This is a genomic window from Microvirga sp. RSM25, from assembly GCF_044784385.1.
GTDB lineage: Bacteria > Pseudomonadota > Alphaproteobacteria > Rhizobiales > Beijerinckiaceae > Microvirga > Microvirga tunisiensis.
The window spans coordinates 3,832,762-3,846,939 of record NZ_CP173039.1; the positions used below are offsets into that span (position 1 = coordinate 3,832,762).

The following is a 14,178-nucleotide window of genomic DNA, read 5'->3' on the forward strand; positions in this document are numbered from 1 at the left end:
GCTGTGCGGGAAGGGGATCCACTGAAACGCCCTGCGTTATGGATTTCCGTCCCCTGCGATGGCGGCGCCCTCTCCAGCCGGGACCGACGCCCTCCCTGTCATTCCGATGCGCACCTCCGGTGCGAACCCGGAATGACAGCGGCATTCAAACCCTGCCCGTCATGGCTGGGCTTGTGCCGGCCATCCCGATGCTGAGAGGCGCTGCGCTTGACGGATCGGGATCACCGGCACAGGGCCGGTGATGACGGGAGATGATAACGGGGCGATATGTAATGTTCTCACTTTGTTCTTGACACGATGTTTCACCTGAGCTATATCGTTGCACAGATCTGCTTCTGAGAGGGGCGCGCTCGCGAGGCGTCGCAGTGTGGAAGCAGGCACGGTCCCGTGGCAGGGTTCGCACCCCTGTCGACGGGAGGCCCAGGATGTGGGCGGGTAGTCGGGATCGGTCGCAGGCCCCCGTCGAGCAGACGGACCACGCCTGCGGCGGTTGACTGAGCTTCCCTCTCCTGTCCGCCTAAAAAAGCCGTGCGCGAAGAGGCACTCCGGCTCTTCCATTCCACCATCCCCATCGAGCCGGGCTGCCCTTCGCGCCACCCTCGATCGTCTCAAGCCCAGGGCTTTCGAGCCCTGGGCCGCAGGCCCATGCCTTTGTCCCAACACTCCTTTTTCAGCCATTCATTCTTTCGAGGTTTTGTCATGAGCCGTGTTCAGCACATCCTGTCCCGCATGCCCGATGCCGACGATGCCCTGCGCCGTCTCGCCGATGTGATCCAGGTGCCGGAAACCTGCCGCCGGCGCGCCTGCCGCAACCAGGGGCGCTGCCAGGGCGGCTTCGGGCCACCCTGCTATCTCGAGAACCGCAAGCGCTTCGCCGATGCGGTGCTGGAGGAGATGCAGGAGCACCGCGAGCTCTGGATCAGGCAGCGCGCCAGCTTCGAGGCCGCGCTCAGAGGGCGCTAGAGCTGCTTCCATTTGCGTGGAATCATCTCTCTTCTTCGCTGCGCGGCATTTTTTGAGGCGAACCGGACCACTTCGCCGAAAAATGCTCCGGCGCATCGGGCCCAAAAGCGGATTGCCTTTTGGGGTCGATCCGATGCTCTTTTCCAACCGGCGCATCGTTCGGGGCGAAAACCGGGTCCCCTTTTCGCTACCGCGGCCCTATACGGGTTCGCACGATGCGCTAGAGAAGCCCTCGCCATATCCAAACAGCGGTCAGGACAAAAGAGATGGGGTCTAAGGGCTGGGCGGCCTTCCGCCACAGGGACTTTCGACTGTTCTGCGCAGCTCGGTTCGCCATGGCGCTTGCCGTCCAGGTCCAAACCGTTGCCGTCGCCTGGCTCGTCTACGATTCCAGCGGAAGCGCGCTGAACCTCGGACTGGTCGGGCTCGCCTCGTTCCTACCCACGATGGCCCTCGTGCTCCTGACCGGCCTCGTCGCGGACCGGTACAGCCGGCGATGGATCCTCATTCTGGTCTTCTCGGCGATGACGCTGACCTCGCTCGGCCTTCTCGCGCAGGTCCATGCGGGCGTGCCGAGCCTCCTGCCGATCTACGGCCTTCTGGTGGCGTTCGGCGCCGCCCGGGCCTTCGGCAACCCCGCCGCACAGGCCATCGTGCCGGCCCTCGTGCCTCCGGGCGACCTTGCGAACGCCATCGCGTGGAACTCCTCCGTCCAGCAGGTCGCCACCATCAGCGGGCCCGCGGTCGGAGGCATTCTGTACGCCGTGCACCCGACGGCGCCATTCCTAGGATCGGCCGTGAGCTTCGGACTGGCCGCCCTGCTCATCGCCGCATTGCGCCTGCGCCCTGCCGAGGTCAAACGGGAGCCGGTGACCTGGTCCCGCGTCATCGCAGGCCTCGTCTTCCTGCGGACGAAGCCGCTTCTGCTCGGCGCCATCTCCCTGGATCTCTTTGCCGTCCTGCTTGGAGGGGCGACGGCTCTGATGCCGATCTTCGCCCGCGACGTGTTCCATGTCGGGCCGTGGGGGCTCGGCCTCCTGCGCTCCATGCCGGCCGTCGGTGCCGTCACCATGGCCATCGTCCTGGCGCACTCGTCGCTCCTCGCCCGCCGGGCCGGTCTGCGCATGCTGCAGGCCGTGGGCGTCTTCGGCCTGGCGACGGTGGGGTTCGGATTGTCCACGAGTTTCGGCCTGACGCTGGTGCTGCTCGCCATCCTCGGCGCGGCCGACATGGTGAGCGTCGTCGTGCGTCAAACTCTCGTTCAGGCGGAGACGCCGGACGATTTGCGGGGACGTGTGGCGGCGGTGAATACGGTGTTCATCGGTGCTTCCAACGAACTCGGCGAATTCGAGTCGGGAACGCTGGCCTGGCTGGTGGGGGCCTCCCCGGCCGTCGTGATCGGCGGCATCGGGACGATCATGCTCGCGGCCCTATGGCGATTCTGGTTTCCGGATCTCGCCCAGCGGGATCAGCTCATCCGAAGCGAAGTGACGAGGAGCGGCGAACTTCAGAAGACATAGATCCTTGCGGGACCGTGCCCGTGTCACTTGGATGACGCCGAGGCATCGGCCTGGTGGCGGATCCGCTGAATATAGGAATCGTAGTAATCGTCGAGCCCGAAATCCTTGCCCGCCTCCCGACACAGGAGGATCATCTCAAGGGCCTGCGACCACTCCCGGCATCGATAGGCCGCGAGCATGGCCTCGTTCCGTTCCAACAGCTCGCCGAAGTCAGGGTCGGAGGCCTTGTCTGCGCGTCCGAGCAACGCGAAGATGCGTTCAGGATCCTGCTTGCCCCTGACCTGCAGATGGTCAAGCTCAAGAACGGCGAATTGGGGACCGACGGCCTGAGCGGTCTTCTCCCCGATGATGATCAGAACGCCATATTCCTTCGTCAACCCTTCCAGTCGGGATGCCAGATTGACCGTATCCCCCAGGACAGAATAGTTGAAATGCAGGTCGGAGCCGAAGTTGCCGACGACGCAGACGCCCGTATTCAAACCAATTCCGATCCGAAGAGGCGTCACCAGGTGCCCGTCTTCGGCCTCCCGCTGGCGTTGCGCATTGAGAGCCTCGAGACTCTCCTGCATCGCGAGAGCTGCTTCGCAGGCATTCGCTTCATGGGAAGAATCGGTGAGCGGGGCATTCCAGAAGGCCATGATCGCATCGCCCATGTATTTGTCGATCGTTCCATGATGCTTCACGATGTCCTTGGTCAACGGCGTGAAAAGGCGATTGATGAGAGCGGTCAATCCCTGCGGGTCGTCCTTGTACGATTCCGAGATGGCCGTGAACCCACGGATGTCCGAGAACAAAACGGTCAGCTCTCTTTGCTCTCCGCCCAGGGTTAGCTTCTCGGGCGAATGCGCCAGCTGCTCGATGAGATCGGGTGAGAGATACTGGCTGAAAGCCGATCTGATCCATCGGCGGTCCGCGGACACCGTCATATAATTCGTGCAGATCAAGACCGCGTAAACGAGGAAGCTTGAGGTCAGCGGGAAGGTGTAGTCGATCAGAAGATCGAGATACGCGAAGCAATACCAGGACAGACTCAAGGTGAGAGCGGCGATCATGCCGCCGAGCAGAAAGAGCGGCCCCGCATTCACCTTAGGGGCCAACGCGATGACGATCAGACTCAGCAGCGCTGCCAACATGATCTCGGCGAAGGCCGTGTAGCTAGGTCGGCTCAGGGTCGACCTCGTAAGAGCGCTTTCGAGGAGTTGAGCGTGGAGTTCGACTCCGGGAAGAGCCGCATGAATCGGGGTGACCTTGAGATCGAGAAGCCCGGCGGCAGAGGTCCCGATCAACACCATCTTTCCGGCAATACGGTCGGCGGGAACCCGGCCCTGCAAGAGATCGATGGCGGAGATGTACTTGCTCAGATCGGGGGCTGAGAAATGGATCCAGATTCGCCCCTTGCCATCTGTCGGAATTTCGAAATCGTGCACGCTGACGCTCCGCACACCGCTCAGATCCGTCTTGATGAGAATGACACCTGCCCCGGTGGCCACGCGGAGCATCTCAAGAGACAGAGACGGGACCACCGTTTGGTTTGCCACCGCCACGACCGGGATGCGGCGGACAGTACCGTCTCCTTCAGGGGTGATCGAAAAAAGGCCGTGCCCCTGAGCTGCCTCGTCCAAAACGGGAAGATTCCGCAGCAGATGCGGAAAATCGACCAGAAAAGAGCGAGGATCCGGACCGAGGGTGGCGATGGGTGCCTGAGCCGCTGGCCGTGTCATCGGCGCCGTTCCTGACACGCGATAGCCGGATTGTCCGAGTACGACCTTGGAAGCCTGAATGGCATCGGCGAAGACGGCATCGTTGCCGGGAAGACGTTGGAGCCTCTCCTTCGTGGCATCATCTAATCCCCGGAAGGTCGTCGCGGCAACCTCCGGGGAGCTGCGATCCGGTTCCGGAAAAAGCACGTCGAAGCCGATGACCGTGCCGCCAAGCTCAGTGATCTTCGAGACCATGTCCGCCATGACCGTGCGCGGCCACGGCCATTGCCCTAGAGCCAATAGGCTCCGCTCGTCGATATCCACGATGCCGACGAGATCCTGGCGCTCGGCGCGCGGATAGATAAGTTGATAGATGTCGAAGGACTTTTGGCGAAGGGCTTCGATAGGCCCGGGATCCCAGACGCGCAACGCAAGAAGGCTGACGAGAAGCAGGAGACCGACGATCCGTCCGATCCCGAAACGGCGCAGCCTTTTCAGAAGAGCGATCACAACGATGGTTCCGCTGGACCGCCCGTCCATGCAGTGGCGCATGCTTCCTCGATCGCCAGGATCCTCAATCGCTCCTCTCGAGGGCGATGACACTCGTAGCGAGAAACGAAACCATTCAATGAGTGAAGCATCGTTCCCTCACAGGATGAAGTCTGTCGAGCGGGGCAGAGCGCCTGAGATGGTCAGCTCCGTCGTAAGAACCTCTCCGCTCGCGAAGGTCACAGTCGCCAATACGGTATTGCTATCGCCCACAAGTCTCCTCAGGCCTCCGACAGACCCATCAAGGGCAAGTCCGTTGGGCGTCGAGACAAGATCCTCTGGGCCGATCTCGAGGATTTCAGTACCGTTTACGAAGATGTCGAGATCGGCGACAGTACCGCCTGGAAGCGGTCTTCCGAGCACGGCGATGTCGATCTGATCGGGGGAGGTCAGAAGCGAGGATCCGCCCGTGTTATCGATGTCATCGAGCTGAGAAAGGCTCGCATTCTCGCCGACGCCGAGAGCGGTGATCTTCGCTTCATAGACATCGTTCAGTGTCGCGAGCTCGGCATCAATCAAGCCTTGTCCGTTCCCGTCTGAAAGGAAATACAGGAAGTTCTTCTCCCCTCCCTGATCCAGACCCTGCAACCTGTCGTTAGCCGCTCGCAAGGCATCTGCGAAATTCGTTTCCCCACCTGCATTCAATCCTCTCAGATGGTTCGCGATCGCCTCTTCACCCACAGCTCCAAGGCTGAATGTCGCCGCATTCACGATGCCCCCTGCCGAGGCGTCGGCCGGATCGGCGCTGCCATTGAAAGGGATCACCGTAACCGTGACATCGGCAGGAGAGAATCCCAGCCCTCTAATTCGCTCGGTCAGTGCGATCAAGCTCGCGATTTCTGCATCGAGAATGGTATTGGACCGCCCATCGCCATTGAGATCGCCGACCGGCACCCCCTCGAACGAATCCGATGTGCTTCCTGAAATGTCGATCAGATAAAGGATATTCATCTGCGGTTGCAGAACCGGACCAAGACCAATGACGAGATCGAGGTTCGCGGTTGCGGTTGTCGTCGCTGATGGTGCGTCGATGATGAGCGAGACCGGTTGGTCGTTAAACTCGAGAATTCCACTGCTCAAAGCGGACATATGAGGCGAGGAGAACATCCCCGCGCCACGGACCTGCAAAGTGACATTCGCGGTATCGGCTCCTCCCTTGGCATCGGAAATCGTGTAGGCGAAGGTCACTGTTGCCGTCTCGCCGGTGCTCAGAGTCTGGAAATCGCGACCAGGATCGAAAACAAGATCTCCGGATGAGTTGCGGACGATGGAGCCTTCGAGCGGAGCTGTCCAGTGAACGATACTGACAGAGTCACCATCCACGTCGCGGTCGTTGGCGCGCACGGTCAGGATCCTGCGTCCGCTCTCGTCCATATTGCCGATGCGATCGCTCGCTGCAACCGGGGCATCGTTCCGGCCAGCGATGGTCCAGGAGATCGAAGCTGGAACCCGGATGTTATCATCACTCAGCAAAACGTAATCGACAGTGACGATTTCGGTCTCTCCTTGCCCCAGATGCTGATAGGACGGATGCGAAGGATTCAAAGAAAAACTTCGCGATCCACTAAGATATCTTACACCTGGCGGCAACGAGGCTGGTATGATCACGAGTGGCAGTGCCGTGTCGTCCAACGTGAGACTATCCGGCACCGCATCGAGCCGCGCGAGCGGTCCGTCCTCGACAGCCTTGCCAAACACCGGTGCAGGCTCGGATGTGAGTCCTGGAAGGATCAGGCTGCGGGACAACGTGCGTCCCGTGCCCACAGGAATGACGACGGCGAATTGCGATGGATCGGGCGTGTCGACCGGCTGAGGCAAGTTCACCGGAATGATGGGCGTGTCTTCAAAATCGCTGCTGCCCCTCCTCTGGCGAGGCTCAGGAGCAAACACCTGAAAGAGATCCCGGACGAAATCGCTTTCGCCGCGAATGTCGTCGCCTGACTTCGTGATCTGCGTGATGCGTGGCTCAGAACCGGCCACGGGAGTCAGGAGAGTCGAGGAGCGCGCATCCGACATCGACGCGATCACGCGAAACGGATTGCCCTTCTCCAGCAGCAGGAACGAGCCCACAGTCCCATCTGGTTCGGTGAGAAGCGAGAATCGCGTGGCGCCGCTGAACGAAGCGACCTCCGCCTGTACGGCCGTTCCCCTGATCGCCATGGTTGCAACAGGAGTATCGACCTTGAGGTCGCCTGTCTTGGCGATCCGACCTGCGACAAATCCAATGAGGCCTTGAACGAGGGTGAACAGTGCAGAGTTCGAGGTCGAATCCGCAGCATAGACCATATCGTTCAAAACCATTCGGGCACTGGCAGACAGGCTGAAGACCGTTCCGTCATTGAACTTGATAGACAATGAGGAACTTGCTCCCGTCTGAAGGACGTCACCTTTGGCGACCATGTCACCGACCTGCAGGTCGATCGGCACGCCGTTTCGCAGGACGGTTGCCGTTCCTGATACCTTCTCGACCCGACCGATAGGAGCACGAACCGCAGTTGCCCCTGAGAGCTGGGCATATTGTCCTTGCAGATCGGAGCCTGCCAGCGCCTCGACAGTCTCTCCCGAAAGGCTCGCACCTTCCGGCGTCGTGATGCTCAGACGCCGGTCGCCCCTGAAATAGTCGAGGATCACTGCCGTTGTCTCCTGCCTTGTCAGCAGCAGGTCGGCTCCAGATTTTTTGAAATCGGCGGTGAAAAGGACGTCCTTGTCCGGAAAGACAATGGATGCTTCTGGGTCAGAGCGACTACCCGACGCCTCGGCGGCGTCGATCCAGATGTCGAAAACACTGGCGCCGTCCTGGGACTGGTACACAGCTGAACCCTTGTGTTCAAGGGATGATAGCTCTTTCGCTCATTCATTCCTACCGGAATGAGATCTCAGAGGCTGGAATACTGGCAGCCGACTTTGCTACGGGTGCGAGCATGTCCGGGTGTTCACCGAGCAATCGCTTCTTTCTATTGGCCGCTCTGAAAACCGTGCGTATAGCATGGCAAACACGCCTCTACAGTTCTAAGAAAACTGTCCTGCACTTATATTACAGGACACAACTTGGATGGAGAACTTGCTCCGCAGCTTACGATACCAACCCGATGAAGGTTACGGTCTGTGTGTACGTCACCAAGATCCCGCCATTGAGAAAGGGGAGCGCGACAGGGCTCTAAAGGGCCATGTTCAGGTTCTGATCGGTATTAAAGATTGCGCGATCCAGACTGCTCGTGGACCAGATCACAAACGAGACGGAGCCAGAGTGACTTCTGTTCGGTCAAACCCAGACACGCACCATCCCGTCAACCGAGTTTACAACAATGGATTCCACGCGTTGCTCATAGCAGGAGCGGCTCGATCATCATCCTGCCCTTGGTGATCGAGAGGCAATGACCTTCAAGGCCTTCCGCTTACCGCAGCACCTTACAGGACGAAGTAGCTCTGGCTAAAATCGATGGCATCGTCGAAATGGACTGTAAAATCCGCGATCTTATCGCCATTCACATCACCGGACACATAAGTGTCACTAGACGCTTTCCTGTATTGCAGCTCTCCAGCCTCTCCGCTGAAAGCCCGGGTGCCAATGAACTCGAAGGCTTGGTTCCCTCCTTTGAGTGAATTGGCATCAATCGATGACAGATGGATCTTGTCCTTCTGCTGGACGGAGAAATCGAAGATCGTGTCCCGCCCGGAACTCTTGACGGTCGACTCTCCGACTGACTTGAAGATGAAGGTATCAGTTCCCTCTCCACCCCAGAGGTCGTCAGCTCCAGCCCCACCTGTCAGCTTGTCACTACCGGCACCGCCCTTGATGCGGTCACTGAAGCGGGTCCCGGTATAGGTATCGCTGCCGCTCGACCCGATAAGGTTGTGAGCCTCATCGGCAATCGCCGCATTGAGGATCGCCGGATTGGCCTTCCGGCTCGAACTGGCTCCTCCCATGAGGCCGGAGACCAGAGAGTGGAATTCGGCTCCGGCAATCGCCAACCCGGAGATCTGCACCTGCGCCGAGATATTCGTGATTCGTCCTGCGGGATCCTCAGTGAACTCGCCCGGCTCCTTGTAGCTGTTCCCGAGGGTGCCAAGGCGCACCGTGGTTACGGATCCGCTAACAATATGCTTTGCAAGATCATAAGATATGGAACTGCCGTCGAGAACGATGGCCTTGGTATTTCGGCCGTTCATGTTGTCGAGCAGAACAATCTGGGTTCCTTTGAACTCTCCCGAACCACCGAGAATGTAAGGCCATCCCTCAAATGAAAAATCTTTGAAATAAGTTTTCATATAGCTATTGAAGCTCACACCTTTGTTTGAGCTGCTTGCGGTCAATCTGATGGTCATTGTCATGCCTGCCTCCTCGAAGCAGCGTGGCCCATCCCACGCGTGACGTATCTCTTCTCTGTCCTCAATACAGTTTGACCGACAGAGACGCCTTGGCGTTGAAACCCGGGCTTGGATTCCCGTTCAGGTATTCGGTGTATTGTCGATCGAACAGGTTCTCGATCACGAGGCCCGTTGTCACTCGCTCGCTAACCTTCCAGTTGGCGAAGAGATCGACCACGGCATAAGGATCACCAACGAAACCGAAATCCTCTGCCTGATCCTTGGCGCCGACGAGGGACACGCGGGTTCCGAGCTCGAGCCGGCTGTCGTAAGCGCGAAAGCCGACGGTTCCTGTCAGGCGGTTCGGTGGCACTTTGACGAGATCTTCATTGGTTCGGCTATTCGTGCCGCGAAGAATATGGCCCGCGATTCCAACGAAATAGGAGCCGCCGTCGTAGATCCCCTCGGCTTCGAAACCGTCGATGACCGCCTCGGCGATATTCCGATACTGATAGCCCCCAGGGGCGGGGAAGCGCGTGAAAACCTGTTCGATATAGTCGTCCACACGATTGTGGAAGACACCGAATTTAATGCGCAGACGATCCTCTTCGGCGATAAGATTATCGAAACGCAGGTTGACACCACCTTCGATGTTATGAGCAATCTCAGGCTTCAGATCGGGATTGGGGAAGAAACGTCCGGCGCTGAGCGGCGGCGGATGGAACCCATCAATCAGGGTTTCGGTCAATGCAGGAGCCCGATAGCCCTCGGAATAGCTCGCATAGAACGTGACCGGCTGCCAGGGCGTAATCCCGACTGTGATCTTGGGTGAAAGGCGGCTGCCTTCATTCTCGATATCGACGCCTGTCAGGCGATAGGAATCATATCGTAGGGCACCGATGACTTCGAGCCATTCGGAAAATACGACGCGGTCTTGAAGGAATGCGCCATAGACAAGGCGTTCACCCGAAGGAGTAAGCTGGTCGCTATTTCCGAAGGGATCTTTCGTGTCGACGTTGTCGTTAAACAGATCGCCACCATAGGTTAGCTCGTGCTTAAACGATCCGGTATCGAACTTGGACGTGTTAAAGAGATCGAACCCGGTCGTGCCGATGTCGAAGGTCTTGGCGGCTCCCGCTGTGATACCCTCCAAGGTGGTTTGCTTTACATTCGTCCCGCTGAAATAGACCTTGGCACTTAGGTCCCAAACGGGGGAGTCCGGCGTCCATCGGTATCCTGCCGTCAAGGCATCGGCAACAGCCTGCGTCCGATAGAGGGTCGAAAGGCCGTTTTCAAAGTCGTTCGTAATCCGCAACCCCGATAGCGTTAGCTCTTGATCGGATGCCGGCCGAATCCGGATCTTGAACAGTCCGGAGAGAAGATCCTGCGCCGTATAATCGACCGTGGCTCCATCCCCCGATCTGTAATCCCCGGCATCGCGCCATGTTGCAGCCCCGAGGAGATCGAACATTTCGCTTGGGCGTGCGGCGACCTCTCCATGAAGAAGCGGGGTGTTTCCATTCGTTTCCCAGGTTCCCTTGATTCGTCCGCCGACATGGACTCCATCGGGCAGAACGTCTCCCGCATCGATCGTCGTGAAGCTCACGACGCCACCGATGGCACCCGATCCGTAAATCGACGAGGCCGGCCCGCGGGTCACATCGACAGACTTCATCATCTCGGGATCGAAGTAGAAAGTTCCTTTGGCGGAATGGCCTTCGCGCTGGAAGTTCTGCCGCGCTCCATCGACGAGAACATTTACGCGGCCGAAATCCTGGAGCCCGCGGACGTTGACGCCTATGCCCGGATCCCCTGGAGCCGACTGAGTCGTCACGCTTGGAATCAATCGCAAGACATCAGCCGTGCTGCTCGGCTGAATCTGGGTTTCAATCCGTTCGCGACCGATAACGCTCGATGGCGACAAGGAGTCGTATGCACGCTCACCCGCTTTGGTCGCCGTGACGGTGATGGCATCGAGGTCGATCGTCGTATCGTCGCCCGGCATCACCTCCTGCGCCTCGGCAGGCGCTGTCAGGCTCGCGAAAAGGGTCAGGATCAGGTGTAGTCCAAAACGACCAGGGCGAAGCGAAAACACAGGAGAAGCAGCCTTCGGGCAACGAGCGATCAATCGGAGGACCGGAGGCATGGCTCGCCTCCGGCCTCCAGCGATTAAAGGATGAAGTAGCTCTTTGAGAGGCTGACCCGATCATCGAGGTGGATCGTGAAATCCGCGACCTTGTCGCCATTCACGTCACCGTGGATATACGTGTCGCTCTTCGCCTTCTCGTAGCGCAGTTCTCCGGCCTTTCCGCCAAACGCCTTCGCCCCGATGAAGGAGAACGCCTGATTCCCGCCCTTTATCGCGCTGGCGTCGATGGCGGAGAGGTCGATCTTGTCTTTCTGCTTCGTTGAAAAATCGAATATCGTGTCTCGCCCAGCGCCCGAGACAGTCGTTTCCCTGATCGACTTGAAGATGAAAGTATCGGCGCCAGATCCTCCCCAGAGATCATCTGCTCCCTGACCACCCGTCAGCTTGTCGTTCCCGCTGCCGCCATAGAGATAATCATTGCCGCCATTGCCGGAGATCTTGTCAGCGCCGGCGCCGCCGGACAGTTTGTCCCGACCGATTTTGCCGGTCAGCACGTCGTTTCGATCCGTCCCGACCTTCGATTCCGTGACGTCGCCGACATCGATCTTGATCGCCTGCGTCGCCGACTGGCCAGTCGAGTCCTTTGCTTCGACGGTAATGATGCGGCTCTGCACCTTCTCGTAGTCGAGTGCCTTGGCAAGTGTTAGCTTGCCATCCGTCAGCTTGAAGTAACCACCTGGGTTCCCGATGAGGTTGTAGGTGATGCCCCCTCCCTCAGGGTCGACGGCGGAGAGCGTGCCGACACGGGTTCCCACCTCAGCCGTCTCGGAGATGATGGACTTCGAGATCGAAATGTTCTCCGGGCCCTCGTCGACATTCCGGACGCCGATCGAGAAGTCCCTGAAGATGACATGACCGTCCGCATCGCTGACCTTGAGCCTGATCTTGTGGGACACTGCAGTCTCGTAGTCCAGCTTGCCCTTGAGTTTTAATGACGTTCCGGCGATTCCGAAGAGGCCTCCAGCGTCATCGACGAGGCTGAACTCCAAGGCTTTACCTTCAAGGTCGGTAGCCGAGAGGTTCCCGATATCCTCCCCGATCTTGACGTTCTCCAGGACAGAATTAACGGAGAGGCTCACGTTCCTTGGAGGGGTGCCTGGAAGCTCAACGTCACGGATGGTATCAAGTGTCACATCCGAAAACGTGGCAGCCTCGATATTCTTTAGGGTCGTCGTACCCTTCTCACCCTTCAAGGCGATGGTGTAACTACCGTCCTGCAGCCGCGTGACCGTATAGTCGGCTCTGGCGCCGCTGAAGATGACTTGGTCGTAGTCACTCCCTCCATCAATCGCGTCACTGCCCTCGGTGGCGCCGAACACATCGTCACCGTTGCCTCCACTGATCGTGTCCGCGAACATCGTACCGGTATAAAAGTCGGCTTTGGACGAACCGATGAACTTCTGAGCATAAGTATCGAGCGCGTCAGCGTATATGCCCAAGGCCGTCGGGCTACTGGTGGAGGCGAAATTATGGACCGGGCCACTCACCCTAATTTCCGCAGCACCGGCGGTATCGCCCGGCCCCGCTGGTAGACCATTGAGCAACTCGAGGCCAGTTATCGTCAGTTGTGCGCTACCACCGATGAAGTAGCCATTACTGTCGAAGACGCCAGATCCCCTCACACCATACTCGATAGTGTTGATCGTCCCTCCAACAATGTGGTGAGGCATAAAGCTATACTCAATGTCGCCATGAGAGAGGATATATTTCGAAGCGGCGGTCAGCCCGAAGCCCAGGAACATTTCCTCGCCTTCGAACGCAGTCGAATTGTCGAAAGAGAAGCGGCCTCCACCCGTCGTCCCGGAGACGAAGCCACCACGAATGAAGGCTTCGAAATCCATCCCATCGGCGCCGCTTGCATCGATGGTGATGGCTCCCTGCTGGGCCAAAAGATTGTCGGAGGTGATGGAGGTATCGGAGAACTGGAAGTTCTCGACATGGCTGACCGTATCGGCCCCCTCCGATCCTGTCGTCCGCTCGTCTGTGACCGTGAAGCTGCCGTCACCGTTCTGGACGATGGTATAATCCGAGCGCCGGCCGGAGAAGATGGCGAAGTCATTGCCGTCGCCGCCGTCAATGACGTCACTGCCGCCGCCGCCTCGGATCGTGTCCTCATTCACAGTGGCGACGAAGGTGTCGGCGTGCTCGGAACCGATGATATTCTGCGCGTAGCTGTCCAGCACTGTATTAGCTGAATTGACAAGCGCCGCATCAGTACCGGCTTTGCGCAACGCGTTGTACAGGTTGTAGACGGGGTTGGTAGAAATGTTTCCTGAACCGGGTGCAGAACTGATGTCCCATCCGGAGATCACTAGGCCCGCAGTGACTCCAGTCAGTTCAGCCGGCCCTGCAGCCTGAGCGGTCCCCCGAGTACCGAACGTGATCGAATTGATCGTGCCCGAGATCCCGTGACCTTTATCCGCTCCATAATGAGCGTAGTCGTAGGCGAGATCCTCGCCCTCAATTAGAAGCTGCTTGTTGGTTTCGGCACCTGAAGCATCCTTGTACCGGAAGCCCACCTGGGTGCCGTTCTGGTATCCAAAGGGCGCGGGATCCGCTGTTCCACCGTAGTAGCTCGATGCCCCAGTCTGCAGCCCCTGGAAAAAGGTCGCGAAATAGGTGTCGAGATTGACGCTGCTCGCAGCGCTCGATGCATCGATGGTGATGGTTTTGGAAGTGGGCACGTCAGCTCCCCTTTGCTGTCTCGCATGCCCGCATGAGAGCGGGACTTGGAAATCGGCATGTGGATCGGCAGCGGCGATCCTGCTGGGGAGCAGCTTCTACTTGCAGATTCGAGTGGAGTCTATAGCAGTAGTAAATATTAGAATACATCTAGTCTGTCATATATAGGTAAGATTTAATTATAATTATTCAAAACTACGCCTATATATGGGCGTCTATCCTTATAATTGTAATAATTCTAGGTGATTGCCTCCGTGTTGATCACGGATTTCTTCCGCGGCTCATATCTCGAACAATAGGTTTCTCT

7 protein-coding genes are annotated in these 14,178 nt (G+C 58.5%); 2 read left to right on the top strand and 5 right to left on the bottom strand.

The window, feature by feature from the left end; all coding sequences use genetic code 11:
• The first annotated feature begins 699 nt into the window (after positions 1-699).
• Together ACD578_RS18245 and ACD578_RS18250 are read left to right on the top strand one after the other, a co-directional pair.
• The gene (locus ACD578_RS18245; RefSeq protein ID WP_404287249.1) at positions 700-963 is read left to right on the top strand and encodes a hypothetical protein; all 264 of its coding nucleotides are present in this window, start codon (positions 700-702) and stop codon (positions 961-963) included.
• A 266-nt stretch (positions 964-1,229) separates the two neighbouring features.
• Complete coding sequence (locus ACD578_RS18250) at positions 1,230-2,483, top strand: MFS transporter (RefSeq protein WP_404287251.1); 1,254 nt, start codon at positions 1,230-1,232, stop codon at positions 2,481-2,483.
• Between the two features lie 23 nt (positions 2,484-2,506).
• Here the strand turns inward: ACD578_RS18250 and ACD578_RS18255 are convergent, their stop codons facing one another.
• The 5 genes from ACD578_RS18255 to ACD578_RS18275 form a co-directional block, all read right to left on the bottom strand.
• Positions 2,507-4,735 carry a CHASE2 domain-containing protein gene (locus tag ACD578_RS18255; RefSeq protein WP_404287253.1) on the bottom strand — a complete coding sequence of 743 codons (2,229 nt, stop codon included), beginning with the start codon at positions 4,733-4,735 and terminating at the stop codon, positions 2,507-2,509.
• A gap of 96 nt (positions 4,736-4,831) precedes the next feature.
• Positions 4,832-7,543, bottom strand: coding sequence for a cadherin-like domain-containing protein (locus tag ACD578_RS18260; protein WP_404287255.1), 2,712 nt, complete (start codon positions 7,541-7,543; stop codon positions 4,832-4,834).
• A gap of 597 nt (positions 7,544-8,140) precedes the next feature.
• On the bottom strand, positions 8,141-9,064 hold the full coding sequence (locus ACD578_RS18265; RefSeq protein WP_404287257.1) for a M10 family metallopeptidase C-terminal domain-containing protein: 924 nt from the start codon (positions 9,062-9,064) through the stop codon (positions 8,141-8,143).
• A gap of 58 nt (positions 9,065-9,122) precedes the next feature.
• Positions 9,123-11,186, bottom strand: coding sequence for a TonB-dependent hemoglobin/transferrin/lactoferrin family receptor (locus tag ACD578_RS18270; RefSeq protein ID WP_404287259.1), 2,064 nt, complete (start codon positions 11,184-11,186; stop codon positions 9,123-9,125).
• Between the two features lie 23 nt (positions 11,187-11,209).
• Positions 11,210-13,708: a cadherin domain-containing protein gene (locus ACD578_RS18275; RefSeq protein ID WP_404287261.1), complete on the bottom strand. Its 2,499-nt coding sequence runs from the start codon at positions 13,706-13,708 to the stop codon at positions 11,210-11,212.
• Positions 13,709-14,178: the final 470 nt, after the last annotated feature.